The organism is Paenacidovorax caeni (assembly GCF_001298675.1).
In the GTDB taxonomy this organism is placed as follows: Bacteria; Pseudomonadota; Gammaproteobacteria; order Burkholderiales; family Burkholderiaceae_C; genus Paenacidovorax; species Paenacidovorax caeni.
On the sequence record NZ_CYIG01000029.1, the window covers coordinates 1 to 25,975 of the forward strand.

At 67.0% G+C, this 25,975-nt stretch carries 21 protein-coding genes and 1 pseudogene; 13 read left to right on the plus strand and 9 right to left on the minus strand.

Annotation, left to right across the window (positions count from 1 at the left end; translation table 11 throughout):
- Together BN2503_RS12235 and BN2503_RS12240 are read right to left on the minus strand one after the other, a co-directional pair.
- On the minus strand, positions 1-1,167 hold a 1,167-nt coding region (locus BN2503_RS12235; RefSeq protein WP_054256943.1), incomplete at its 3' end, for a methyl-accepting chemotaxis protein.
- A 174-nt stretch (positions 1,168-1,341) separates the two neighbouring features.
- Positions 1,342-3,582, minus strand: a complete 2,241-nt coding sequence (locus BN2503_RS12240) for a heavy metal translocating P-type ATPase (protein ID WP_054256944.1) — start codon at positions 3,580-3,582, stop codon at positions 1,342-1,344.
- A 425-nt stretch (positions 3,583-4,007) separates the two neighbouring features.
- Between BN2503_RS12240 and BN2503_RS12245 the strand changes: the two genes are divergently transcribed.
- The 3 genes from BN2503_RS12245 to BN2503_RS12255 are packed head-to-tail and all read left to right on the plus strand — an operon-like array spanning position 4,008 to position 5,907.
- Positions 4,008-4,205, plus strand: a complete 198-nt coding sequence (locus BN2503_RS12245) for a heavy-metal-associated domain-containing protein (RefSeq protein WP_054256945.1) — start codon at positions 4,008-4,010, stop codon at positions 4,203-4,205.
- Positions 4,202-4,594 (plus strand): Cu(I)-responsive transcriptional regulator, encoded by a 393-nt coding sequence (gene cueR, locus BN2503_RS12250; RefSeq protein WP_054256946.1) that lies wholly within the window; start codon positions 4,202-4,204, stop codon positions 4,592-4,594. The genes BN2503_RS12245 and cueR overlap by 4 nt, the downstream gene beginning before the upstream one ends.
- A 23-nt stretch (positions 4,595-4,617) precedes the next feature.
- Positions 4,618-5,907: an amidohydrolase family protein gene (locus tag BN2503_RS12255; RefSeq protein ID WP_054256947.1), complete on the plus strand. Its 1,290-nt coding sequence runs from the start codon at positions 4,618-4,620 to the stop codon at positions 5,905-5,907.
- A 6-nt stretch (positions 5,908-5,913) separates the two neighbouring features.
- Here the strand turns inward: BN2503_RS12255 and BN2503_RS12260 are convergent, their stop codons facing one another.
- Positions 5,914-6,807, minus strand: coding sequence for an EamA family transporter (locus BN2503_RS12260; RefSeq protein WP_175537940.1), 894 nt, complete (start codon positions 6,805-6,807; stop codon positions 5,914-5,916).
- 131 nt (positions 6,808-6,938) lie between these two features.
- A complete protein-coding gene (locus BN2503_RS12265) occupies positions 6,939-7,649 on the minus strand; it encodes a TetR/AcrR family transcriptional regulator (protein WP_054256949.1) in 711 nt (236 codons plus the stop codon).
- 132 nt (positions 7,650-7,781) lie between these two features.
- Between BN2503_RS12265 and BN2503_RS12270 the strand changes: the two genes are divergently transcribed.
- The 9 genes from BN2503_RS12270 to BN2503_RS12310 all read left to right on the plus strand — a co-directional run bounded on the left by BN2503_RS12270 (position 7,782) and on the right by BN2503_RS12310 (position 18,130).
- Complete coding sequence (locus tag BN2503_RS12270) at positions 7,782-8,654, plus strand: ABC transporter ATP-binding protein (RefSeq protein WP_054256950.1); 873 nt, start codon at positions 7,782-7,784, stop codon at positions 8,652-8,654.
- Positions 8,651-9,532, plus strand: a complete 882-nt coding sequence (locus BN2503_RS12275) for a branched-chain amino acid ABC transporter permease (RefSeq protein WP_054256951.1) — start codon at positions 8,651-8,653, stop codon at positions 9,530-9,532. The genes BN2503_RS12270 and BN2503_RS12275 overlap by 4 nt, the downstream gene beginning before the upstream one ends.
- A 12-nt stretch (positions 9,533-9,544) precedes the next feature.
- On the plus strand, positions 9,545-10,582 hold the full coding sequence (locus tag BN2503_RS12280; RefSeq protein WP_054256952.1) for a branched-chain amino acid ABC transporter permease: 1,038 nt from the start codon (positions 9,545-9,547) through the stop codon (positions 10,580-10,582).
- 78 nt (positions 10,583-10,660) lie between these two features.
- Positions 10,661-11,863 (plus strand): ABC transporter substrate-binding protein, encoded by a 1,203-nt coding sequence (locus BN2503_RS12285; protein WP_054256953.1) that lies wholly within the window; start codon positions 10,661-10,663, stop codon positions 11,861-11,863.
- Between the two features lie 132 nt (positions 11,864-11,995).
- A complete protein-coding gene (locus BN2503_RS12290) occupies positions 11,996-12,817 on the plus strand; it encodes an ABC transporter ATP-binding protein (protein WP_054256954.1) in 822 nt (273 codons plus the stop codon).
- A gap of 166 nt (positions 12,818-12,983) precedes the next feature.
- Complete coding sequence (locus BN2503_RS12295; protein ID WP_054256979.1) at positions 12,984-14,801, plus strand: AMP-dependent synthetase/ligase; 1,818 nt, start codon at positions 12,984-12,986, stop codon at positions 14,799-14,801.
- Between the two features lie 70 nt (positions 14,802-14,871).
- Complete coding sequence (locus tag BN2503_RS12300; RefSeq protein WP_054256955.1) at positions 14,872-15,675, plus strand: enoyl-CoA hydratase/isomerase family protein; 804 nt, start codon at positions 14,872-14,874, stop codon at positions 15,673-15,675.
- A 27-nt stretch (positions 15,676-15,702) separates the two neighbouring features.
- Positions 15,703-16,890: an acetyl-CoA C-acyltransferase family protein gene (locus BN2503_RS12305; protein ID WP_054256956.1), complete on the plus strand. Its 1,188-nt coding sequence runs from the start codon at positions 15,703-15,705 to the stop codon at positions 16,888-16,890.
- A 61-nt stretch (positions 16,891-16,951) separates the two neighbouring features.
- Positions 16,952-18,130: an acyl-CoA dehydrogenase family protein gene (locus tag BN2503_RS12310; RefSeq protein ID WP_054256957.1), complete on the plus strand. Its 1,179-nt coding sequence runs from the start codon at positions 16,952-16,954 to the stop codon at positions 18,128-18,130.
- Positions 18,131-18,180: 50 nt separating this feature from the next.
- On the opposite strand, the gene BN2503_RS12315 is transcribed toward BN2503_RS12310, so the two are convergent.
- From BN2503_RS12315 to BN2503_RS12325, 3 genes are all read right to left on the minus strand, one after another.
- On the minus strand, positions 18,181-18,447 hold the full coding sequence (locus BN2503_RS12315; protein WP_054256958.1) for a DUF3297 family protein: 267 nt from the start codon (positions 18,445-18,447) through the stop codon (positions 18,181-18,183).
- Between the two features lie 462 nt (positions 18,448-18,909).
- Complete coding sequence (locus BN2503_RS12320; RefSeq protein ID WP_054256959.1) at positions 18,910-20,163, minus strand: nucleoside recognition domain-containing protein; 1,254 nt, start codon at positions 20,161-20,163, stop codon at positions 18,910-18,912.
- Between the two features lie 19 nt (positions 20,164-20,182).
- Complete coding sequence (locus BN2503_RS12325; protein ID WP_054256960.1) at positions 20,183-21,169, minus strand: recombination-associated protein RdgC; 987 nt, start codon at positions 21,167-21,169, stop codon at positions 20,183-20,185.
- A gap of 149 nt (positions 21,170-21,318) precedes the next feature.
- On the opposite strand from BN2503_RS12325, the gene BN2503_RS12330 reads away from it, so the two are divergent.
- Positions 21,319-21,855: a Spy/CpxP family protein refolding chaperone gene (locus BN2503_RS12330; protein WP_054256961.1), complete on the plus strand. Its 537-nt coding sequence runs from the start codon at positions 21,319-21,321 to the stop codon at positions 21,853-21,855.
- A 273-nt stretch (positions 21,856-22,128) separates the two neighbouring features.
- On the opposite strand, the pseudogene BN2503_RS12335 reads toward BN2503_RS12330, so the two are convergent.
- Both BN2503_RS12335 and BN2503_RS12340 read right to left on the minus strand, forming a co-directional pair.
- Positions 22,129-24,666 (minus strand): annotated as a pseudogene (locus tag BN2503_RS12335) (putative bifunctional diguanylate cyclase/phosphodiesterase); the annotation flags it as partial.
- A 107-nt stretch (positions 24,667-24,773) separates the two neighbouring features.
- Positions 24,774-25,886 carry a 3-deoxy-7-phosphoheptulonate synthase gene (locus tag BN2503_RS12340; RefSeq protein ID WP_054256963.1) on the minus strand — a complete coding sequence of 371 codons (1,113 nt, stop codon included), beginning with the start codon at positions 25,884-25,886 and terminating at the stop codon, positions 24,774-24,776.
- Positions 25,887-25,975 lie beyond the last annotated feature (89 nt).

Here is a 25,975-nt window from a genome sequence, read left to right on the forward strand (position 1 = left end):
CGCCGCCTCGACGGCGGCGTTCAGCGCCAGGATGTTGGTTTGGAAGGCAATCGAGTCGATCAAGCCAATGATGTCGCCGATCTTGCGGCTGGAGGCCGAAATCTCATGCATGCTGCCCACGGCCTGCTGCACCACGGCGCCGCCGCGCGTGGCCTCGCCCGAGGCCGATGCGGCGAGCTGGTTGGCCATTTGCGAGGACGAGGCCGTCTGCTGCACCGTCGACGTCAACTGCGCCAGCGAGGCCACGGCCTCTTGCGCGTGGCTGGCGGTCTGCTCGGTGCGCGCCGACAGGTCCTGGTTGCCCGTGGCAATCTCGGCGCTGGCCGTGGCGATGCTGCTGCTGGCGTCGCGCACCTGCGAGACGATGGCGCCCAGGCTCTGCTCCATATGCACCAGGGCACGCTGCAGGTCGGCCACCTCGTCGTGGCCGACGACCTCGATGCGCTGCGACAGGTCGCCTCCGGCAATGGCCTGCGCCATCTGGCGCGCACGCTCCAGCGGACGGCAAATCGACACCATGTTCAACAGCGTCAACGGCACCACCACCAGCACCGTGATGACCACCGCCAGCACGAACAGCCATTTGGTCTGGTTCGAGGTATCGCGCTGGCGCTGCACGGTGCGCTGCACCTCCTGGCGCAAATGCGTGTCCAGTTCTTCCAGGCGCTGGCCGGTGGCCGTGAATTCGGCAGCCGCTTCGGTGCTCATGCGGTGGGCCACCGCCGCCGACTCATAGCCGCCCGACAGCAGCAGCTGTGCCACGGGGGCAAACTGCGTGCCGTAGCGGTCCAGGTGGCCGACGAAAGCGCGCGCGATGGCGCTGTCCTCGCCTTGCGGCCCTTCCATGAAGCGCCCCGCCACCTTCTTGGCCTGCTCCAGGCTGGCCAGCCACTGCGTATGGGCCTGCTTGGCGGCGTCAGGCCGGTCGTAAGCAATGACCATGTCCTTCTCGTGCTGGCGGATGGCGCCGACGGCACCGCGCAGCTCGCCCAGGGCCACGGTCTTGGCGAAGCCCTGCGTCATGAAGTCCTCGCTCATGCCGTGGATGCGCAGCATCCCGAACATGCCGGCACTGCCCAGCATGCCCAGCAGGACCAGCACAGCGACAATGGCGCCCAGCATCCGCAGACGGATGGTGAAATGCCGCATGAGTGCAAAAACATCCATGGTCTTTCTCTCCAAAACCGCGGGCGGCACGAAAGACCGCACGCCCACTACTGCAACAAAGCGTTGCAGTTTGCCAGACAAACACCGCTAGCTCGCCGTTTGTCGCCTATGCATGGGCTTTTCTTGGGGAAGGTCCGGCCTCCAGAACGCCCCCACGGCCTTGGAAGACGCGCTTTACAGGCGCCACCGCTTCAGCAGCAGGGCATTGGTCATCACGCTCACGGAACTGAGTGCCATGGCCGCCCCCGCCACCATCGGGTTCAGGTACCCCAGCGCGGCCAGTGGAATGCCCGCTACGTTATAGGCGAAGGCCCAGAACAGGTTCTGGCGGATCTTGGCCACAGTGCGGTGCGAGATGTCGAGCGCTGCCGCCACCAGGCGCGGGTCGCCGCGCATCAGCGTGATGCCCGCCGCATGCATGGCCACGTCGGTGCCGTTGCCCATGGCCAGGCCCACGTCGGCGGCGGCCAGGGCCGGGGCGTCGTTCACGCCATCGCCCACCATGGCGACGGTGTGCGCGCCGCCGCCCTGCTGCTGCAGCTGGCGCACCGCCACGGCCTTGTCGCCCGGCAGCACCTCGGCCATGACCTCGCCGGCCTCGGGCTGCAGGCCCAGGCGGCGCGCCATGGCCTCGGCGGCGCCGCGGTTGTCGCCCGACACCATGACGCAGCGCACACCGCGCGCACGCAGCAGCGCCAGCGCCTCGCGTGCGCCGGGCTTGGGTTCGTCGCCAAAAGCCAGCAGCGCGCGCAAGGCATAGCGCGTGCCCACGTCCGGGCCTTCCGGCACGCACTCGGCCAGCGCCGAGACGGTGGCACCCTCACGCTGCCACTGCGCGGCCTGCGCCTGCAGCGGCCCCAGGTCCACGCCCAGTTCCTCCATCCAGCGCAGGCTGCCGACCAGGAAGCTGCGCCCGCCCGCCTCGCCCTCGGTGCCCCGGCCCGGCACAGCGCGCACGCCCTCGGGCGCGGCCAGCGCCAGGCCACGCTCGTGCGCTGCCGCCACCACGGCACGCGCCAGCGGGTGCTCGCTGCCGCTTTGCACACTGGCCACGGCGGCGAGCAGCGCCGCTTCATCCTGCCCCGGCACGGCCTGGAACGCTGTCAGGCGCGGTTGCCCCACGGTCAGCGTGCCGGTCTTGTCGAAGGCCACGGTGTCCACGCGGTGTGCCGTCTCCAGCGCCTGCGCGTCCTTGATGAGAATGCCGTGGCGCGCCGCCACGCCCGTGCCGGCCATGATGGCGGCCGGCGTGGCCAGCCCGAGCGCGCAGGGGCAGGCGATCACCAGCACCGCCACGGCGCGGATCAGCGCCGTCTCCAATCCCACGCCGGCCCACAGCCAGCCCAGCAGCGTGAGCAGCGCGATGGCCAGCACCGCAGGCACGAACACGGCAGCCACCTTGTCGACCATGCGCTGAATCGGCGCCTTGGCCGCCTGCGCGTCTTCCACCAGGCGGATGATGCGCGCCAGCACGGTCTCTGCGCCCACGGCCCGCACCTGCATGACGATGCGCCCTTCACCATTGATCGCCCCCCCGGTCATCTGCGCGCCCGGCTCCTTGGCCACGGGCAGCGGCTCGCCCGTGAGCATGGACTCATCCACCTGCGTGTGCCCTTGCGTCACCACGCCATCGACCGGGATGCGCTCGCCGGGGCGTACCACCAGGCTGTCGCCGGCCATGACTTCGGACACCGGCACGTCGACCTCACCGTCGCGCCCCACCAAGTGCGCCACGTCCGGGCGCAGCGCGTGCAGCGCGCGAATCGCCGCCGTGGTCTGGCGCTTGGCGCGCGCCTCCAGCCACTTGCCCAGCAGCACCAGCGTGATGACCACGGCCGAGGCCTCGAAGTACAGGTGCGGTGCGTGCCCCGCATGCGCCGTGGCCCATAGCCAGAGCGACAGGCCGTAGCCCGCGCTGGTGCCCAGCGCCACCAGCAAATCCATGTTGCCCGTCAGCGCCTTGGCCGCGTGCCAGCCCGCCTTGTAAAAGCGCGCGCCCAAAATGAACTGCACCGGCGTGGCCAGCAGGAATTGCGCCCAGGCCGGCAGCATCCAGTGCAGGCCGAACAGGTCGCCCAGCATGGGCAGCACCAGCGGTGCCGACAGCAGCAGGCCCATGGCCACGGGCGCAAACCCCGCCCAAGGGCCGGCGGCGTCGGCCTCGGCCTCCTGCGCGGCCAGCGCGCGCGGCTCGTAGCCCGCATTGCGCACAGCACGCCGGGCCAGCGCGTCCACGTCCGGGCGCGTGGCGTCGTAGGTCACATGGACCGACTCGGTGGCCAGATTCACCGCCGCATCCTGCACGCCGGGCACCTTGCGCAGCGCGCGCTCCACGCGGGCCACACAGCTCGCGCAGGTCATGCCGCCCACGCCGAAATCGAGCGTGGCGGGGGTGTTTTCAGCCGTCGTCGTCATGGCGAAACCTCTGCGTTTTTCACAATGGCGGCCAGCTTAAACCTTGCCATGCTGGCAAGGTCAACCCCACCCTGCTTGCAAATCCGCTTGACTCTGCCACCATGGCAGGGTTCATCATCGTGGCCTTAGAGCCTGTTCACGATCTTTTCATAGTGCCCGCAAAGCAGCAAAAGGCCGCAATCTAGGCGCGCGCCGCAGGCCATGCTGGCGGCCTGGCCAAGGTGCGCAACGACGAGTGTGGCTTTTTGCTGCTTTGCCCGAAGGGTTGCCCCGCAAAAGTGGCATCTGCGGCGTTGCAAATGCTCGCCGGGCCACCAGCCCGGCTGCGCTTTGCGCCTTGCACCTGCCACTTTTACGGGGCAACGGGCACTAGGAAAAGATCGTGAACAGGCTCTTACCACCATCCCACTCTGGAGGACTTTTCCATGCAATACACCTTCACCGTCCAAGGCATGACCTGTGGCCACTGCGAGCGCGCCGTGGTGCACGCCGTGCGTACGCTCGACAACGAAGCCCTCATCAAGGTCGACCTGCCCACGGGCCAGGTCGTGGTCGAAAGCGAGAAATCGCGCGACGCCATCGCCAACGCCATCCAGGAAGAAGGCTACAAGGTCGCCGCATGACCGTCGCCATCGGCGAGGCCGCCCGGCGCGCCGGTATCTCGGCGCGCATGGTGCGGCACTACGAATCGCTCGGCCTGCTGGCGCCGGTGGCGCGCACCGACAGCGGCTACCGCCAGTACACCGAGGCGGACGTCCACACCCTGCGCTTCATCCGCCGCGCGCGCGACCTGGGTTTCTCCATGGACGAGATCGCCGCCCTGCTCGGCCTGTGGCAAGACAAGCAGCGCGCCAGCAGCCAGGTCAAGCAGATTGCGCAAAAGCACATCGCCAACCTGAGCGAGCGCATCGCCGCCATGCAGGCCATGCAGCGCAGCCTGCAGGCCCTGGTGGGCTGCTGCCACGGCGACGGCCGGCCCGACTGCCCCATCCTTGACGACCTGGCGGGCTGACCGTCCAACGCCCCACAACGCCCATGCTCGACCTCCTGATCACCAACGCCACCCTGCCCGACGGCCGCCAATCCATCAGCGTGGCCGTGCGCGACGGCCGCATCGTCGAGGTTGCTCCGGGCCTACAGGCGCCCGCCCACGAAACCATCGACGCCGGCGGGCTGCTGCTTTCGCCGCCGTTTGTCGATGCGCACTTCCACCTCGACTCGGCGCTCACCTACGGCCAGCCGCGCGTCAACGCCAGCGGCACGCTGCTCGAAGGCATTGCCCTGTGGGCCGAACTCAAGCCCACGCTCACGCACGAGGCCATCGTCGAACGCGCCCTGGCCTACTGCGACGGGGCCGTGGCCCAGGGCCTGCTGGCCATCCGCAGCCATGTGGACACCAGCGACCCCCGCCTGCTGGCCGTGCAGGCACTGCTGGACGTCAAGCAGCGCGTGGCCCCGTACCTCGACCTGCAGCTCGTGGCCTTCCCGCAAGACGGCGTGCTGCGCCACCCCGGCGGGCTGGACAACCTGCAGCGCGCCCTGGCCCTGGGCGTGGACGTGGTGGGCGGCATTCCGCACTTTGAGCGCACCGCCGCCCAGGGCAGCGAAAGCGTGCGCCTGCTGTGCGAGCTGGCCGCCGCCCAGGGCAAGCGCGTGGACATGCACTGCGACGAAAGCGACGACCCGCTGTCACGCCACGTCGAAACCCTGGCCCACGAAACCCAGCGCCTGGGCCTGCAAGGCCGCGTCACGGGCTCACACCTCACCTCCATGCACAGCATGGACAACTACTACGTCAGCAAGCTCATCCCGCTGATGGCCGAGGCCGACCTGGGCGTGGTGGCCAACCCGCTCATCAACATCACCCTGCAGGGCCGCCACGACAGCTACCCCAAGCGCCGGGGCATGACCCGGGTGCCGGAGCTGCTGGCCGCCGGCCTCACGGTGGCCTTTGGCCACGACTGCGTGCGCGACCCCTGGTACGCCGGCGGCAGCGCCGACATGCTGGAAGCCGCCCACATGGGCCTGCACGTGGCCCAGATGACCAGCGCCCAGGCCATGCGCCAGTGCTTTGACGCGGTCACCGTGCACCCCGCCCGCCTGCTGGGCCTGGAGGGCTACGGCATCGCCCCCGGCTGCCACGCCGACTTCGTGCTGCTGCACGCGCGCGATCCGCAGGAGGCCATCCGCCTGCGCGCCACGCGCCTGGCCGTCTGGCGCCGCGGCCGCCGGGTGGCCCACACCCCCGCCCCCGTGGCCCAGCTCACCCTGCCTGGCCGCCCGGCGCAGGTGGGCTGGCTGCCACCTGCCGTCGCCCCGATCTAAAGCGCTTTAGCGCCGCCGGCGCGCCCACAGCCCGCCAAACTGGTTGATCGCCATGCCCAGCAGCACCGCCGCCGTGCCCAGCCACTGCACAACCGTAGGGCGCTCGCCCAGCAGCAGCATGGCCGACAGCAGGCCAATCACCGGCACCAGCAGCGACAGCGGCGCCACCGTGCTAGCGGCGTAGCGCTGCAGCAGCCGCGTCCACAACCCATAGCCCAACAGCGTGGACAGCACCGCCAGGTAAGCCACCGCACCCAGCTCGCGCCAGCCGATGCCCTGCAGCTGGCGCTGCACGCTCTCGGCACCGTCCACCCACAACGCCAGCAGCGCCAGCGGCAGCACCGGGAACACGCTGGTCCACACAATGAACGACACCGGCTCGTACGGCCCCTGGCGCGCCGCCACGCGCGTCAGCAGGTTGGAGGCCGCCCACATCGCCGCCGCCCCCACCGTGAAGACAAAGCCCAGCAGCGTCATGCCCGCCGCGCCGTCTCCGTGCGCCGCGCCAATCAGGCCCAGCCCGCCAATGGCAATGCCCAGGCCCAGCCACTGCCAGCGCTGCGGCTGCTCGCCCATCAGCAGCGCCGCCAGCAGCATGGTGATGAACGCCTGCGTCTGCAGCACCACCGAGGCCATGCCCGCCGGCATGCCCAGCTTCATGCCCGTGAACAGCAAGCCAAACTGCCCCACCCCCTGCACCAGCCCGTAGGCCGCCAGCAGGCCCCAGCCAACGCTGCGCGGCGGCCGCACGAACAGCAGCAGCGGCACCGACGCCGCGACGAAGCGCAGCGCGCACAGCAGCAACGGCGACAGCGTGGCCAGGCCCCACTTCATCACCACGAAGTTCAGCCCCCAGATAACGATCACCACCAGGGCGCTGGCCCAGTCGGCCCGGCCCATGGCGGAGGGGGAGGAAGCGGCAACAGCGGTCATGGAGGCTTTCAGAATCGGGCAAGTGCTCCGGTAATCGTAGCTGCCAGCGCTTTCCCCATAAGGGTTCTATATGGAAAACACTCCAAACCCTTTTGCCATCAATCGCTGGCTGCTCTCTTTTTAGAACGCTTGGCTGGCGCGGCCGGCGCCCCCAGCACGCCGTGCATCAGCGTGGCGATGCACTGCTCGGCCACCTGGGCGGCGCTGTACTCGCCCTCGGGCTGGTACCAGCGCCCGATCCAGCTTAACGCGCCGGCGATGACGAAGGCCGTCATCTTCGGGTCGCAGGCGCTGAGCGAGCCCTCCTGCACGCCCTGCGCCACCAGGCGGCGGAAAGCCAGGTCGATCTCGGACTTCATGCGGCGCAGCTCGGTGCGACTGGGCTCGGGCACCTCCTCGTCGCCAATGCGGATCAGGCACATGCCAAACGGCTGGGTGACGATGTCGGCATACACCAGCATGCAGGCGCGCAGCTGGTCCACGGCGTTGCCGCCCGCCGCGCGCGAGGCCTCGATGCCGTCGAGCGTCATGTGCAGGCCCTTCTTCACGCACTCCAGCAGGATCTCGTCCTTGTTCTTCACGTAGTAGTACAGCGTGGGCTTGCTGACGTGCAGCCGCGCGGCGATGTCGTCGAGCGAGGTGGCGTGAAAGCCGCGCTCGGTGAACATCTGCGCCGCCGTGGACAGCACCGCGTTGCGCTTGGCCTCGCGCTGCGCCTCGCGCGCGGGCGCCTGGGCCCAGGGCGAAGCCGGGGCCGCAGCGCGCGGCGCGCGGCGCGCGGCCTGCGGATTTGTGCGTGATGTGCCCATACGGGAAATCCTTCGTGGATCGGGTAAGTACTGATTTTCCAAAATCGCCGCTGCACCAGAATCTACTTTCAAGTAACAAGTCTACGTAAAAGTAGGCAATCTTCCTTTCGCACAAACCCGTAGAGGAGCCCGATGGAGACAACGCTTGCGCACGGCGCAAATTCCGCTGCCCAGCCCTTGTTGCAGGTTGACAGCGTGACGCTGGCCTTCGGCGGCGTGCGCGCGCTGTCGGGTGTGGGCTTTGGCGTGCAGCCGGGCTCTATCACCGCCGTGATTGGGCCCAACGGCGCGGGCAAGACCTCGCTGTTCAACACCATTTCTGGCTTTTACCGCCCCACCAGCGGCAGCATCCGCTTCCGTGGCCAGGACATCACGCGCATCCCAGCACCGCAGCGCGCCAAGATGGGCCTGGGGCGCAGCTTTCAGAACATTGCGCTGTTCCGTGGCATGACGGTGCTGGACAACATCAAGCTGGGCCGCCACGCGCACCTGAAAACCAATGTGTTCGACGCGCTGTTCTATATGGGCCGCGCGCGCCGCGAAGAGGCCGAGCTGCGCCGCGACATTGAGGAGCGCATCATCGACTTCCTCGAAATCGACCATATTCGCCACGCGCCCGTCTCGGCCCTGTCCTACGGCCTGCAAAAGCGCGTGGAAATGGCGCGTGCCCTGGCCATGCAGCCGGAAATTTTGATGCTCGACGAGCCCGTGGCCGGCATGAACCGCGAGGAGACCGAAGACATGGCGCGCTTCATCCTCGACGTGCGCGCCGAGTGGGGCGTGACGGTGCTGATGGTGGAGCACGACATGGGCATGGTGATGGACCTGTCCGACCACGTGGTGGTGCTCAACTTCGGCCAGGTGATTTCGCAGGGCGTGCCCGCCGTGGTGCAGGCCGACCCCGAGGTCAACCGCGCTTACCTGGGCTCGGGCAACGTCGATGAACTGCGCGCCAAGCTGCGCGCCGCCGCCCGCATCCCCACTTCTGCTGGAGCCGCCGCATGATGGACTGGGCCTACCTGTTTGAAATCAGCCTCACCGGCATTGCCAGCGGCGGCCTGTATGCGCTGGCCGCGCTGGCCTTCGTCATGGTTTACAAGGCCACGCGCGTGGTGAACATTGCCATTGGCGAAATGCTCATGGCCGGGGGCTATTTGTTCTTCACCTTCGCCGCCATGTGGGCGCTGCCGCTGTGGCTGGCCATTCCGGCGGCCGTGCTGGCCTGCGGCCTGCTGGGTGCGGTGATTGAGCGCACCATGATCCGCCCGCTGCTGGGCGAGCCACCCATCTCCGTCTTCATGGTCACGGTGGGCCTGTCGTCGGTGCTCATCGGCCTGGTGGAAATGGTCTGGACGGCCGACCAGCGCCGCCTGCCCGAGTTCATGCCCACCAACCCCATCATGGTGGGCGACGCCTTCCTCGCGCCCAAGGTGTTCTGGGGCGCGGTGATTGCCGCCGTGTTCATTGCCGCCGTGCTGCTGGTGTTTCGCTACTGGCGCGGCGGTGTGGCGCTGCGTGCCACGGCGTCTGACCAAGCGGCGGCGTACTCGGTGGGCATCAACGTGCCGCGCGTGTTCTCGCTGGCCTGGGTGGCCTCTGCCATGCTGGCGGCCATCTCCGGGATCATCGTCGGCTCGATTGGCGGCATCTCTTCCAGCATGGGCGTGTTCGGCCTGTCGGTGCTGGTGGTGGTGATCGTGGGCGGCCTGGACAGCGTGCTGGGCGCGCTGGTGGGCGGCATCCTCATCGGGCTGGTGGAGGCGCTGGCCGGGGCCTACCTGGGCGGCGAATACAAGCTGCTGGCCACCTTTGTGGTGCTGGTCGTCATCCTGATGGCGCGGCCCTACGGCCTGTTTGGCACCCACGAAATCGAACGTCTTTAAGGGCTCATCACCATGCGTATCGGAACCCTCAAGGAAAGCTACGTCGCCGACGCGGCGCTGTTCGACTCACGCACCCAACATGCGTGGCTCGCCATCGCTGCCGTGCTGCTGGTGCTCTTTCCCTTCATCGCCAGCGATTACTGGCTCTACCTCGCCTGCCTGGTGGCCATCAATGTGGCCAGTGCCACAGGGCTGAACATCCTCACCGGCTACACCGGCCTGGTGAGTCTGGGCCAGGCCGCCTTCATGGGCCTGGGTGCCTATACCGTGGCCATTTTGCAAACGCGCTACGGCACGCCCATGCTGCTGAACCTGCTGGCGGGGGGTGTGGTGGCCATGCTGGGCGGCATCATCGTGGGCATTCCGTCGCTGCGCGTGAAGGGGCTGTACCTGGCGATTGCCACCATCGCCGCCTCGTTCATTGCGCACTTTCTGTTTGCCAACTTCGAGTTCACCGGCGGCACGGCCGGGCTGTCGCTGGCCCCGGCGCGCGTGCTGGGCGTGGATTTGGACACCTCGTTTCGCCTGTACTGGCTCATCGTGCCGGTGACGGTGCTGATGCTGCTGGGCGCGGCCAACCTGTTTCGCACCCGCATTGGCCGCGCCTTCATCGCCATCCGCGACCGCGACATTTCGGCCGAGGTGCTGGGCATTGCCCTGCTGCGCTACAAGCTGCTGAGCTTTGGCCTGTCGTCGTTCTACGCTGGCATTGCGGGCGGGCTGTGGGCCTACTTCTTTCGCGTGGTCACGCCCGAGAGCTTTCCGCTGTCGATGTCGATCTTCTTCCTTGCGGCCATCATCGTCGGCGGCATGGGCAGCATTTTGGGCGGCATTTTGGGCGCGGTGTTCATGACCATGGTGCCCGAGCTGCTCAAGCTGCTGGTTGATCTGCTGCCCGGCGGCGCCAGCCTGGCGGTGTTCCTCTCGCCCGTGCGCCTGGTGATTTTTGGCGCGCTGATCATCGGCTTTCTGGTGTTCGAGCCGCTGGGGCTGGCCGAGGTGTGGCGCCGCGTGCGCCGCTTCTTCCACCTGTGGCCCTTCCGCAATTGATGCGCCTTGGCGCAGCCGCTTTCGCTCCTTCCCTTTCTTGTTTTCATGCCATCACATAACCAACCCAAGGAGACACGCATGGACCAGCAACACAACCAGCCACACATCTCGCACCAGCGCCGCAACCTCATGCGCGGCGCCGCCGCCCTGGCCGGTGCTGCCGCCCTCACGCACCCGCTGTCGGTGCTGGCGCAGGGCGCCGAAGAGATCGTCATTGGCGGCTCCATTCCCATGACGGGCGTGTTCGCCTTCGCGGGCGTGGGCATCAACGCCGGTATCCAGGACTACGTGAAGATCATCAACGACGCCGGTGGCATCAAGGGCCGCAAGGTGAAGTACGTGCCGGAAGACACGGGCTACAAGGTCGATGTGTCGGTGGCCACGTTCAAGAAAATCACCAGCCAGAACAAGGTGAATCTGTACTACGGCGACTCCACGGGCTTTTCCAAAACCATCAACCCCGAGCTGGAGCGCAACGGCAACATCCTGATGGCCGGTGCCTCGTTTGCCTCTGAACTGAACGACCCGAAGAAGTACCCGAACCAGTTCCTGGTCGGTCCCGACTACACCGAGATGTTCAGCATCCTGCTCAAGCACATCGCCAAGGAAAAGCCGGGCGCCAAGGTGGCCTTCGTCTATTCCGACTCCGAGTTTGGCCGCGACCCGATTGAAAAGAGCGAAGCCGAGGCCAAGCGCCTGGGCCTGTCGGTGCCCATCAAGATCATGACGCCCGCAGGCAGCGTGGACGTGTCCACCGAGGTCATCAAGCTGCGCCGTGCCGCGCCCGACTACACCATCTTCCACGGCTACATCCTCGCGCCCATCCCCGAGTTCATCACCCAGGGCAAGCAGCAGGGCATGAAATCGAAGTGGATGGGCACGTTCTGGACCATGGACAGCTCCACCGTCATGAAGATGGGCGAGGCGGCCGACGGCTTCATGGGCGTGATGCCCTACCGCTACTACTACGACACCGAAAAGGCCCCCATGCTGGAAAAGATCCGCGCCATGCGCCCGGAGTACCAGAGCACGGCCTACATGCAGGGCTTTCTGGCCGCCATGCTGTTCCTGGAGTCGGCCAAGCGCTGCCTCGATGGCAACAAGCCGCTCACCGGCGCCCACCTCAAGGCCGCGCTCAACAGCCTCAAGGACTTCGACACCGGCGGCCTGATTGGCGTGCCCATCACCATCAGCGGCAACTCCATCCCCGTGGGCCGTGTGTACCAGGCGGACGTGAAGGCGCAAAAGATGGTGGCCGCGTCCGACTGGATCAAGCTCTGAATGCACTCTGTTTTTTATAGCTGCTTGCGCTTGCCCTGTGGGTGTTTGAGGTTGAAAACAACCCGAACACCTCACACAACCAGCGCAAGCCGCTATCAAAACAAGAGCCCCGCGCCCTCCTGCCAAGTTGCCATGACACAAGCGTCCCCCGCCACCATCCTCGAAGTCAACAACATCGAGGTCATCTACAACAAGGTCGTGCAGGCCCTGCGCGGCCTGTCGCTGGCCGTGCCGCGCGGCCACATCGTGGCGCTGCTGGGCAGCAACGGCGCGGGCAAAAGCACCACGCTCAAGGCCGTCTCGGGCCTGCTGCCGCTGGAAAACGGTGCGCTCGAAGCGGGCAGCATCACCTTCAACGGCCAAAGCACCACTTCCATCGCACCGCAGCTGCTGGTGCGCCGCGGGCTGTCGCACGTCATGGAAGGGCGGCGCGTGTTCGAGGACCTCACCATCGAGGAAAACCTCATCGCCTCCACCTACGCGCTCAGCGGGCGTGAAAGTGCGGCCAAGCCCGACTTTGACCTGGTGTACGAATACTTTCCGCGCCTGCACGAGCGGCGCAAGGGTCTGGCCGGTTACCTCTCGGGCGGCGAGCAGCAAATGCTGGCCATTGGCCGCGCACTCATCGCCCAGCCCGAGCTGATTTTGCTGGACGAGCCCTCGCTGGGCCTGAGTCCTAAGCTCACCGAAGACATCTTCGGCATCATCGCCCGCATCAACGCCGAGCGCGGTACCTCCATGCTGCTGGTGGAGCAAAACGCCACCGTGGCGCTGGCCGTGGCGCACAGCGGCTACATCATGGAGAACGGCAAGATCGTCATCGACGGCAGCGCCGAGCGCCTGGCGAACGACCCCGACGTGCGCGAGTTCTACCTCGGCATGGGCGGCGGCGGCGAAGCCAAGAGCTTCAAAGACATCAAGCACTACAAGCGCCGCAAGCGCTGGCTGTCATGAACTACATCCCCCTGAGGCGCTGCGCGCCTTCCCCCTTCTCTCGCGCTTGCGCGCGGGAAGGGGGACGCCACCAGCGCGGCGGGGCGGCCCTTGCGCGGTGGCCACTGGCCTGGGCCACGCCAGTTTTCAAGGCTGCGCCCCAACCGACGCGCATTGGATGACCGACATGAACCTTCCTGAACTCACCTTGCCCCAGATGCTGCGCCAGCGCGCGCAGCGCGACGCCCAGCGCGTGGCCATTCGGCAAAAAGACTTTGGTATCTGGAAGCCCGTCACCTGGGCGCAGTACTACCAGCGCGCCTGCCACTTCGGCCAGGGCCTGCAGCAGCTGGGCCTGCCCGCAGGCGGCCATGTGGGCGTGATTGCCGAAAACCGCATCGAATGGGTGCTGGCGCAAATGGGCGCGGGCCTGGTGGGCGGCATCACCGTGGGCGTGTACCCCACCAGCCCGGCCAACGAAGTGGCCTACGTGGTGGGCCATGCCGACATCGACATCATGGTCTGCGAAGACCAGGAGCAGACCGACAAGGTGCTGGAAGCCCTGAGCGCGCTGCCACGCCTGAAAAAAATCATCGTCATGGAGACCAAGGGGCTGCGCAGCTTTGCCCCCGAGCACCGCGAACTCATCGCGACCTTCGACGAGGTGGAGCGCCTGGGCGCGGGCATCCACAGCCAGGCACGCATTGACGAAGTGCTGGCCAAGCAAACGCTGGACGACATCGGGTTGATGATCTACACCTCCGGCTCCACCGGTAAACCCAAGGGCGCCATGATTTCGTGGCGCAATATGCGCGGCGTCAGCCCCGGCATCATCGAGCGCCTGCGGCTCAATGCGCATACCACGCACCTGTCGTACCTGCCGCTGTGCCACGTGGCCGAGCAAATGCTCACCACCTTTTGCCCCATCTACCTGGGCTCGCAGGTGAACTTTGGCGAATCCATCCGCACCGTGCAGGAAGACCTGCGTGAGGTGGCGCCCACCATGTTCCTGGGCGTTCCGCGCATTTGGGAAAAGCTGCACTCGGCCATCAGCATCAAGATGCAGGAAACCGGCGCGCTGCGCCGCGCGCTTTACCAGCGCGCCCTGGCCGACTGCGCCCCGCTGGCGGAAAAGCCGCGCAGCCAGTGGAGCCTGGGCGAGCGCCTGCGCTACGCCGCGCACTACTGGCTGGTGCTGCGCGCGCTGCAAAACTTCATCGGCCTGCGCGAAGCCCAGGTGGCGCTGACCGGCGCCGCGCCCATTGCGCCCGATGTGGTGCGCTTTTTCCGCACGCTGGGCGTGCCACTGATCGAGGTCTATGGCCTGACCGAATCCACCGGCATGGTCACCGGCCACGAACTCGACCGCGTGAGCGTGGGCACCGTGGGCATTCCCACCCAGGGCGTGCAGTGGCGCATTGCCCAGGGCAGCGACGACGACATGGGCGGGGAGTTCCAGATCAAGGGCGACATGGTGTTCGCCGGGTACTACAAAAACCCCGAGGCCACGGCGCAAAGCATCCAGGACGGCTGGCTGCACACCGGCGACGTGGTGCGCCTGGTGGACGGGCAGATCAAGATCGTTGATCGCCTGAAAGACATCATGATCACCGCGGGCGGCAAGAACCTCACGCCCTCCGAGATCGAGAACACCATGAAGGCCAGCCCCTACATCAAGGAGTGCGTCATCGTGGCCGAGGGGCGCAAGTTCGTCGGCGCGCTGGTGATGATCGACTACGAGACCGTGGGCAAATGGGCCGAGGCACGGCGCATTGCCTTCACGCATTTCCGCTCGCTGGTGGAAACGCCCGAGGTGCGCCAGCTCATCGACGCCGAGATTGCCAGCGGCAACGCCAAGCTGGCCCAGGTTGCGCAAATCCGCAAATTCCACATGCTCACCAAAGAGCTGGACCACGACGACGGCGAAGTCACCGCCACCATGAAGGTGCGGCGCAGCAGCATCTACAAGACCTACGCTGCCGAGATCGAGGCGCTGTACCGCTGAATTTCAAGCCTTTTGGGGCTGCAAGGCTTGCTGGGCAAGCGCAAGCAGCTCTTTTTTCAGGAGCAAATAAATGAGCGCTACCCCTACGGATGCATCCACGGATGCGCCGCTGCTGATCGAGCGCGACGGTGCCATCGTCACCCTGCGCTTTCACCGCCCCGGTGCGCTCAACGCCGTGGATGTGCCCATGGCGCAGGCGCTGCGCGACGCCGCACGCGCCCTGGCGCAGGACGCCAGCGTGCGCTGCGTGGTGCTGTGCGGTGCGGGCAAAGGCTTTATGGCGGGGGGCGATCTGGCCACGCTGCGCGCCGACCCGGTGCAAGGCGCGCGCGATTTGTTGGAGCCGCTGAACGAGGCCGCCACGCTGCTGGCACAGCTCGATGCGCCCGTCATCGCCCAGGTGCATGGCGTGGCCGCCGGGGCGGGGCTGTCGCTCATGCTGCAGGCCGACTTTGCGCTGGCGGCGGACAACGCACGCTTTAACCTCGCCTACATCAACCTGGGCACCAGCTGCGATGTGGGCGCCTCGTGGGCGTTGCCGCGCCTGGTGGGCTTGGGCCGCGCGCTGGAAATTGCCATGCTGGGCGAAGCCTTCACCGCGCCGCAAGCGCAGCAGTGGGGGCTGATCCACCGCGCCGTGCCCGCCGCCGAGCTGGACGCCGCCGTGCAGCAGCTGGCCCAGCGCCTGGCCAGCGGCCCCACGCGCGCCTACGGCCACATGCGCCGCCTGATGCGCGCCAGCCTCACGCGCGACCTGGCCACGCAATTGCAGGCCGAGGCCCAGGCGTTTGACGACTGCGCCCACAGCGCCGACCTGCGCGAGGGCATCGAGGCTTTCTACGCCAAGCGCCCCGCGGCCTTCCAGGGCCGCTGAATCGTTTTTTCTTTTGGAGCTTTCCCCATGTCCCACCGCGACGTTTTTGTTGTCAGCACCGCCCGCACCGCCATTGGCACCTTTGGCGGCAGCCTGAAAGACGTGCCCAACACCCAGTTGGCCACCACCGCCGTCAAGGCCGCCATCGCCCGCTCAGGCCTGGCGCCCGACGCCGTGGGCCATGTGGTGATGGGCAACGTCATTCCCACCGACACCAAGGACGCGTACCTCTCGCGCGTAGCCGCCATCGATGCGGGCTGCCCCATCGAGACACCAGCCTTCAACGTCAACCGCCTGTGCGGCTCCGGCCTGCAGGCCATCATCAGCGCGGCGCAGGCCATTGGCTATGGCGACTGCGACGTGGCCGTGGGCGGCGGCAGCGAGAGCATGAGCCGCGGCCCCTACTTCGACCAGGCAGCGCGCTACGGCGCACGCATGGGCGACGCCAAGAGCATCGACTACATGCTCGGCATCCTGCACGACCCCTGGCAAAAAATGCACATGGGCATCACCGCCGAGAACGTTGCCGAGCGCTACAAAATTTCGCGCGAGATGCAGGACGAACTCGCCCTGCAAAGCCAGCAGCGCGCCGCCGCCGCCATCGCTGCGGGCTACTTCAAGGAGCAGATCGTTCCGGTGGAAATCGCCACACGCAAGGGCACCGTGCTGTTCCAGGAAGACGAGCATGTGCGCGCCAGCACCACCCTGGAAGTGCTGGCGGGCATGAAGCCCGCGTTCAAGAAAGACGGCGGCACCGTCACGGCGGGCAACGCCTCGGGCATTAACGATGGCGCCGCTGCCGTGGTGCTGGCTGCGGGCGACCGCGTGGCCGCCCTGGGCCTGAAACCCCTGGCGCGCCTCGTCGGCTACGCGCACGCGGGCGTGGACCCCGCCTACATGGGCATCGGCCCCGTGCCCGCCACGCAAAAGGTGCTGGCACGCACCGGCCTGAAGGTGAGCGACATGGATGTGATCGAAGCCAACGAAGCCTTCGCCGCCCAGGCCTGCGCCGTGGTGCAAGAGCTGGGCCTGGACCCGGCCAAGGTCAACCCCAACGGCTCGGGCATTTCGCTGGGCCACCCCGTGGGTGCCACCGGCGCCATCATCACCACCAAGGCCATTGCCGAGCTGCACCGCACCGGCGGGCGCTATGCGCTGGTGACCATGTGCATTGGCGGCGGCCAAGGCATCGCTGCCATCTTCGAACGGGTTTGAGTCTTTTTGGCCTCTAGCGCTTGCTAGCCAAGCGCGAGCAGCTCTTTATTCCATAGCAACCATGCTCCCCAACACCCTCCTCACGGCCGAGCAGAAGGCCGAACTGCAAGTCTTCACCGCATCGCTGGAGCGCTTTTGCGACACCGAGATCGAGCCCCACTACCGCGACTGGGAAAAGGCCGGCCTTGTCAGCCGCGAACTGTTCCGCAAGATGGGCGAGAACGGCTACCTCTGCGCCGACGTGCCCGAGCCGTACGGCGGCGCGGGTGCCAGCGTGCACTTCTCGTTCGCCGTGGTGGAGGTGCTCTCGCGCCGGGGCTATGGCGGCTTTGTGGGCGGGCTGCAGGTGCACAACGACATCATCCCGCCCTACCTGCTGCACTGCGGCACCGAGGCGCAGCGCCAATACTGGCTGCCGCGCATGGTCAGCGGCGAGGCCGTGGCGGCGATTGGCATGACCGAGCCCGGCGCGGGCAGTGACCTGAAAGCCATCCGCACCACCGCACGGCGTATCAGTGACAGCGATGGAGATGGCTACGTCATCAACGGCAGCAAAATTTTCATCAGCAACGGCCAGCACTGCGACCTGCTGGTGCTCGCCGCCAAGACCGACCCGGCGGCAGGCGCCAAGGGCGTGAGCCTGTTCCTGGTCGATACGAAAAGCCCCGGCTTCACGCGCGGCCAGAACCTGGAAAAAATCGGCCAGCACGCGGGCGACACGTCCGAGCTGTTCTTCAACGACCTGCGCGTGCCGCAGGATGCCCTGCTGGGCGGCGTGGAGGGCCAGGGCTTTGTGCAGATGATGCGCGAGCTGCCGCGCGAGCGCCTCATCATCGGCGTGCAGGCGGTGTATGGCGCCAAGGGCGCGCTCGATGCCACGGTGAAGTACGTGCAGGAACGCCAGGCGTTTGGCCAGGCGATTGGCCAGTTCCAGAACACGCGCTTCACGCTGGCACAGTGCGCCAGCGACATCGCCGCCGCCAAGGCGTTTTTGAACGCCAGCGTGGCCGCCTACGAGCGCGGCGAACTCACGCCCGAGGCGGTGAGCGCGCTCAAGCTGCACACCACCGAGGTCTTCGGCCGCGTGGCCGACGCCTGCTTGCAGCTCTTTGGCGGCTACGGCTACATGGCCGAATACCCGATCTCGCGCTTCTGGACCGACGCGCGCGTGCTGCGCATCTACGGTGGCACCTCGGAGATCATGAAAGAGCTGGTGGCGCGATCGCTGCTGGGCCGCTGAACCAGCGGGCTGCCACCCACAAGCCACCCGGTCCCGCCGGGTGGCTTTTTTTAGGCCGCCGTTTCCGGCTTGTAGAACACCTCCACGCTGCCCTTGAGCGTGATGAGCAACGGCCGGCCCTTGCGGTCGACCGTCTTGCCGGCGGGCACCTTGATCCAGCCCTCGCTGACGCAGTACTCCTCCACGTCGAAACGCTCCTTGCCGTTGAAGCGGATGCCGATGTCGGCGTCCTGCTGAAACACGGCCGCCACATGGTGGGGGCTGCGCGGGTCAATGGCCAGGCGGTCGGGCAACGGAAGGCGGGCGGTATCGGTCACGGGTGCAATCTCGCAAAAAACACAAAGGCGCCATTGTCCTGCAACCGCCGCACCGTCACAAAACTCCTGAAACCATAGCTGCTAGCGCTTTCTACGTAAGGGTTTGAGTCGTTTTTCATGCCTAAATCGGCCCTGTGGATAAACCTGGGCGCAGCGCTGGCATAAGCAACGGCTTATCCACAGCACAGGCCTGCGCGCACGCTTTATCCCCATTTGCAGTGCAGTGCGCGCCTATCTTCCTCCCCATGCTTTGGCATGACCCAATACCTTGATGGAAAAGGAGATTTTTCACTTATCCACAGAAAAGGCCGCCCTCTACTACTACCACTATCTTTAAATAGTGAATGCAATGGATAACAACAGCCGTAGTAGCGCCGCTGCCCCAGCCCAAGGGAAAACAGGCAAAAAAAAGCGCCCTACCGGGCGCAAGAAGGAAAAAACGGAAAAAAGAGGGGGCGCAGGTCAGCGCAGCAGCGCGTAGCCCACCGCAATGGCGGCCAGAATGCCCACGGCATCGGCAAACAACGCGCAGGCCAGCGCATGGCGCGTGTTTTTCACGCCCACACTGCCAAAGTAGACGGCCAGCACGTAGAAGGTGGTCTCGGTCGAGCCTTGGATGATGGCGGCCAGCCGTGCAGGGAAGGAATCAACGCCGTAGGTCTGCATCACGTCCACCATCAGGCCGCGCGCCCCGGCACCGGACAGCACTTTCATCAGGCCCACGGGCAGCGCGGGCAGGAAGTCGGTGTTCCACCCCGCCCAGGCCACTGCGGTGCCGACGGCGCCCAGCAGCGCATCCATGCACCCGGCGGCGCGGAAGACACCAATAGCCGCCAGGATGGCAATCAGGTACGGCACCACCTGGATGGCCACGCCAAAGCCTTCCTTGGCCCCTTCGATGAAGGCGTCGTACACATTCACGCGCCGCCAGGCTCCGGCCACGATAAACAGCAGCACCACGCCCAGCACCACGGCGGCGCCCATGGTGCTGGCAATGCGTGCCGCCTGCTCTGCCGGCAGCCGCGCCAGCGCCGTGACGGCGGCTGCCAGCAGGCCGGCCACGGCCAGCATCGGCACAGCCAGGCGCGCGCGCCACAGCGGCAGGCGCTGGACCACGGCCACGGCAAGCACGCCCGCGAGCAACGAGATGAAGGTGGCCAGCAGCGTGGGCAAAAAAATGTCGGCGGCATTGAAGCCCGCACCCAGTCCCTGCTTGAGCGCCACGCTCTGGCGTATGGCAATGACCGAGGTGGGAATCAGCGTCAGCCCCGCCGTGTTCATCACCACGAACATGATTTGCGCATCGCTGGCGGTGCCGGGCGGTTCGCGGTTCAGCGTCTGCAGCTCGCGCATGGCCGTCAGCCCCAGCGGCGTGGCGGCGTTGTCCAGGCCCAGCAGGTTGGCCGAGATGTTCATGGTCATGGCGCCTTGCGCCGGGTGGCCCTGCGGCACGCCCGGGAACAGCTTGCGCAGCAGCGGCGCGGCCACGCGCGCCAGCAGCGCAATCATGCCGGCCTGCTCGCCCACACGCATCAGTCCCAGCCACAAGGCCATGATGCCGGCCAGGCCCAGCGCAACCTCAAAGCCTGCGCGCGCACCGTCGAACAAGGCGGCGAGCAGGGCGGTGAAGATTCCCTCGTCGCCCAGCCACCAGCGCACGACGGCGGTGGCGCAGGCAGTGACGAAGAAGCCGATCCAGACCCAGTTCAATGCCATAGCGGCCGGGGGTTACAACTTAGAAAGGCGCGCTGTCGGGGTCGGTGTCCACAGGCGCCTGTGCCGGGCCCGTCACGGCGCCGCCGCGCGACGTGGCGGCCGGGGCCTCGCCCGTGACACTGCGGCCCTCGCCGCCCAGCGCTTCCACCAGGTCGGGGATGAGCTTGGTCAATTCGCCGGTGGCAATGGCCACGTCGGTGTCGAAGCCCTGGTCGTCGGGCGCCTGGCCCTCGAACACCGTGTCAAGGAAACTGATCTTCTTCAGCTGCAGCCCCTCGGTCAGCACAAAGCTCACGCGGTCGTCCCAGGTCAGCGCCAGCTTGGTCGGCAGCTTGCCGGCTTCGATGTGCGCGCGCACCTCGTCGATGTCCAGCGGGTGGCGCGCGTAGCGCACCACGGCTTTGGCCTCGTCGGCGCTTTTCAGCTCGCACTCGCGGTCCACACTGAAGCCGGCGGGCGGCTCCTGCTCCTTGAGCCAGTGCGCCATCGCGGCCTGTGGACTGGTCTGCGTGTCCAGCAGTGCCACGGCGAAGCCGGGCATCAGCTCCACCAGCAGGCTCACCACCTCGTCGGCACGGCCCTGGCTTCCTGTGTCAAGCACCAGCCAGCGCGCCTGCGGGTCGATCCACACCCACATCGAGCCCTGCTTGGTGAAGGCCATGGGCAGCAGGTCGAGCTTGGCCTCGTCCTTGAGTTCACGGCTTTCCTTCTTGCCGGGCTTGCGGCCGGTTTCCTGCTCAATGCGCGCAGCTTTTTCCTTCACCTTGCGTGCCAGCACGCTGGCGGGCAGCATCTTGGCCTCGGTCATATAGCGCAGCACCCACTGCCCGCCCACGCTCTCGGCCAGCAGGCCGTGCGCATCGCCGCGCGGCGGCACGAAGCCGCTGGACTGCTCCTGCGTGGCGCCGCATTCCTGGAACAGCGCCTTCTGCAGTGCCGCCTCGACTTCTTCCAACCCCATCTGCCATGGCGGCGCGATGCGGTACACGATCATGTTCTTGAACACGCGGATTCCTTTGTGGTGCTTTTTCCTGGGCGCAACTTTACACAGCCTGACAAAGCGCGCATGGCGCGCTTACACAACGGGCGCACACTGACTTTCAATCGCTGGCGTAGCCGCCAGCGGGTTTCTCAACCGTCTGAAAGGAATCCACCATGACTTTCCTGTCACGCCGCATCGCAACCTCCGCTGCCGCAGCCACGCTGCTCGCCGCCCTGTCCGTACCCACGCTGGCGCAAACGCCCCCGCCGGGACCGCAGGCACGCAGCGAGCAGATGCAGGAAATGCGCAAGGAGCGCATGGAAAACTGGGCTGCGAAGTTCAAGCAGCAGCTGCAGCTCACGCCTGCCCAGGAGGGTGCCTGGTCCACCTACATGGAAGCCATGAAGCCGCGCGAGCATGCGCGCCTGGGCACGGACTGGAAAGACCTACGCGCCCTGCCAACCCCCGAACGCATCGACCGCCTGCGCGCCCTGCGCGAGCAGCACGCGGCCGACGCCGACCGCCGGGGCGAGGCCACCAAGGCCTTTTACGGCCAGCTGACGCCGGCGCAGCAAAAAACTCTCGATACGCAGTCGCTGCGCTGGATGGAAGGCATGCGCGGCAAGGGCATGCACCACCCTGACCACCAGGGCGGCCCGCGCCACGGCGGCCCTGGACACCGGATGGCGCCGCCACCGCAGCAGCAGTAACGCGCTGCCGCCACAGCGGCTGTGGATAAAACTGGGCCCATCGCTGGTACAACCGGACAGCTATCCACAGCCGCAGTGCCCAAAGCGAAGTTGTCCCCGTTCACGGGACAGCAGCGCCGGGGCACCGCGCACAGGCTTGTGCATCAATGCAAGTACCTGTCAAAAAACGGAAATTTCAGGTTATCCACAAAATTTCCGGCCTTCTACTACTACCACTATCTTCTTTAATACAAGAAGAAGGAATATCCGCAATCGGATACCGCGCTGCCGCGTTCAGCCGACGCGGTCGCGCACAAAGCGCTGCAGCGCGTCTTCGGACAGCGCCGGGCTGCACAGATAGCCCTGGTAGAAGTGGCAGCCTGCGCGGGCCAGCATGTCGCGCTGCTCGATCGACTCCACCCCCTCGGCAATCACTTCCAGGCCCAGGCTGCGCGACAGCGCAATGATGGTGTGGATGATCGCGGCGTCGTTCGGGTCGGTCAGCAGGTCGCGCACGAAACTGCGATCGATCTTCAGCTGCGTCAGCGGCATGCGTTTGAGGTACGTGAGCGAGGAATAGCCCGTGCCGAAGTCGTCCAGCGCGAAGCCCACGCCATGTGCGCACAGCGCTTCCATGGTGGCGATGGTGGCCTCCATGTTCTCCACCAACAGGCTCTCGGTCAGTTCCAGCTTGAGCCGGTTCGCTGGTGCGCCGTTCATGGCCAGCACGCGCAGCACGTCCTCCACGAAGCTGGTGTCGCGAAACTGCAGGGAACTGACGTTCACCGCCATCGTCAGTTGGGCCAGGTAGGGGTCGCTCTGCCAGCGCGCCAGCAGCTTGCAGGCCTGGTTGAGCACCCAGCGCCCCAGGGGCAGGATCAGCCCGGTTTCTTCAGCTAGGCCGATGAATTCGGCCGGCGCCACCAGGCCGCGCCCGGGGTGGCGCCAGCGCACCAGCGCTTCCACGCCCACCACACGGCCACTGCGGTCGCTTTGCGGCTGGTACTGGAGCAGGAATTCGTCTTTGGCAAAGGCGGCGCGCAGTTCGCCCTCCAGCGTGGCGCGCTGCGTCACGGCGGCCTGCATGTCGGGGTCGAAAAAGCGCAGCGTGCTGCGCCCGGCCGTCTTGGCCTGGTACATGGCCAGGTCGGCCTGCTTCAGCAGCTCGCCCACGCTGGTGCGTCCGTGGTCGAACGGGGCGATGCCAATGCTGGGCGTGCTGCGGTACTGGTAGCCAGCCAGAAGGTAGGGGGCCGAGAGCAGTTGCAGAATCTTTTCGCCCACCGCGCGCGCCGCGCGTGCCAGCTCCGCGGGCTCGCTGCTGAGCTGTTCGATCAGCACCACGAACTCGTCGCCGCCCAGGCGCGCCACGGTGTCGATGCTGCGCACGCAGCTGCCCAGGCGCTGTGCCACGTGCTGCAGCAGCAGGTCGCCCATGTCATGGCCCAGGGTGTCGTTCAGGGTCTTGAAGTTGTCCAGGTCGATGAACAGCAGCGCACCGCCCTGGCGCTGGCGCTCGGCGCTGGCCAGTGCCTGCTGCATGCGGTCCATCAGCAGCATGCGGTTGGGCAGTCCGGTGAGCGCGTCGTAGAAGGCCAGGCGCTGCACCTCGCGCTCGCTGGCCTTGCGCGCGCTGATGTCGGTGTTGATCTCCAGGATCGACGGCGGTTGTCCGTCCTCGCCAGGAATCCGCGTCCAGTGTGCTTCCATGTCGAGCGTGTCGCCGTGGCGGTTGTGCTGGGTGATCTCGCCCACCCACTCGCCCTTCTCCAGTGCGGTGTGCGTGGCGCGCGCGAACACTGCGGGGTCGTCGTACAACAGCGCCTGGGCACTCTGGCCCAGCGCCTGCAGCCTGGTCCAGCCGTAGAGGCGCTCGGCGCCCTGGTTCCAGAACAGGATGCGGTGCGCCAGGTCGCGCACGACGATGGCGTCCTGCGCCTTGTCCAGCAGCGAGGCCTGGTAGCGGATGCGCGCCTCGGCCTGCTGGCGCTGAATCTCGGCTGCGGCGCGCGCGGCGAAGATTTGCAGCATCGAGGTGATGAACCCGGCCTGGTGCAGCGGTTCGCGGAACAGCACGAAGATCAGGCCCAGCGGCTCGCCGTCGGCGTTGCACAGCTGCTGGCCCACGTAGCCCTGGGCGCCGAGTTCGCGCAGCACGGGTGCGGCGGGGTAGCGCCCGGCCACGTCGCGCTCCACCACGAACTGGCGCTGCGTTAGCAGCTGTGCGCTGGGCGTGCCGTCAAGCAGGTAGTCGCGGTTGGGCTTGAGGGTGCCGTTGACGCTCAGCGCCAGCGTCATCACGCGCGCAGGCTGCTGCGCCGCCGCGGGCAGCAGCCGCGCCACGCAGCCCGCCTGTGCACCCAGCGCATCGGTCATGTAGTGCAGCAGGCGCTCGAAGAACGCGGTGCCGGTGCTGGCCGACACGGCGCTCGCCACCTTGAGGGCGAAGGCCTGCATGCGCTGCTCGGCCTGGCGCGCGCGCAGCAGCGCCAGGCCGTGCGAGAGGTCGTCCGCCGCCTCGCGCAGCCATGCCTGTTGACCGGCGTCCCGCGAACGGTATTCGGGGGCGTGCAGGCACAGCGCGCCAAGCGGTTCGCCGCTGCCATCGTGCAGTGGCAGCGCCAGCGTGCCGGGGTCGCCGGGCGCGGGGAGGCTGTCGTCCACAGGGCCGGCCCGGGCCACGGTTTGCGGCGTGCCGTCGTGCGCCAGCGTGGCCCAGGCCAGGCGGCAGCCGCCCTGGTGCACGGCCCAGTCACAAATGGCCTGCAGGATCTGCGCCTCGCCGCTGCCGCGCACCAGGGCCTGGTTGCAGACCGCCAGCAGGCGCAAGGCCATGTCATCTGCGGGGCGGGCGGGGCAATCCATGCGGCTTCAGGGCACTGAGAGGATCTCAAAAATGAGAGCTGCTCGCGCTTGATGGAAAAGGGCTAGCGCCATTTTTATGCCTTATTTTTTGCACGCCGCGTGCGCACAGCGGCGGCCAGTTGCTCCAGCACCGGCACGGTTTGCGCAAAGCTGATGCAGGCGTCGGTGACGGACACGCCGTGCTTCAGCGGCTGGCCGGGTTCGATGTCCTGGCGCCCTTCCTCCAGGTGGCTCTCGATCATCACGCCGGTGATGCGTGCATCGCCAGCGGCGATCTGCGCGGCCACGTCCTGCGCCACGTCGATCTGGCGGCGGTGCTGCTTGCTGCTGTTGGCGTGCGAGAGGTCGATCATCACCTGCGGGCGCAGGCCCGCCTTGTGCAGCATGTCGCAGGCGGCCTGCACGTCGGCGGCGCTGTAGTTGGGCGCCTTGCCGCCGCGCAGGATCACGTGGCAGTCCTGGTTGCCGCGCGTCTCGAAGATCGCGGCCTGGCCCATCTTGGTCATGCCCATGAAGGCGTGTGCCGACTGTGCGGCCAGGATGGCGTCGCTGGCTACCTTCACGCCGCCGTCGGTGCCGTTCTTGAAGCCCACGGGGCAGGACAGGCCGCTGGCGAGCTGGCGGTGGCTCTGACTCTCGGTGGTGCGCGCGCCGATGGCGCCCCAGCTCACCAGGTCGCTGATGTACTGCGGCGAAAGCAGGTCAAGAAACTCGGTGCCCACGGGCAGGCCCAGCGCCAGCACGTCGAGCACCAGCGCGCGCGCCATTTCCAGCCCTTCGTTGATGGCGAAGCTGCCGTCCATGCGCGGGTCGTTGATGTAGCCCTTCCAGCCTACGGTGGTGCGTGGCTTCTCGAAGTACACGCGCATCACCACCAGCAGCTCCTGCGACAGCGCTGCGGCCTGCGCCTGCAGCAGCCGGGCGTAAGCCATGGCTTGCTCGTGGTCGTGGATGGAGCAGGGCCCGACGACGACGATGAGCCGGTCGTCCTGCCCGTGCAGCACGCGCGAGATGGCGGCGCGGCTCGACTCCACCAGGCGCTGCGCGGCCACGGGGGCAGGCAGCCACTCTTCGAGGATGGCCGGTGTGATGAGCGGGCGGACAGACTTGATGCGCACGTCGTCAATGCGCGTGGCGTCGTGGGTGGAAAGCGGGGTGGCGGGGCGGTGGGCGTGCAAGGTAGTCATAACCCGCCATTCTCGCGCGGCCCCGGCCTTTTCAGTGAATGGTGTCTTGTGTTTGCGCGCCACCCGCAGCCCATGATAGAGAGAGGGGG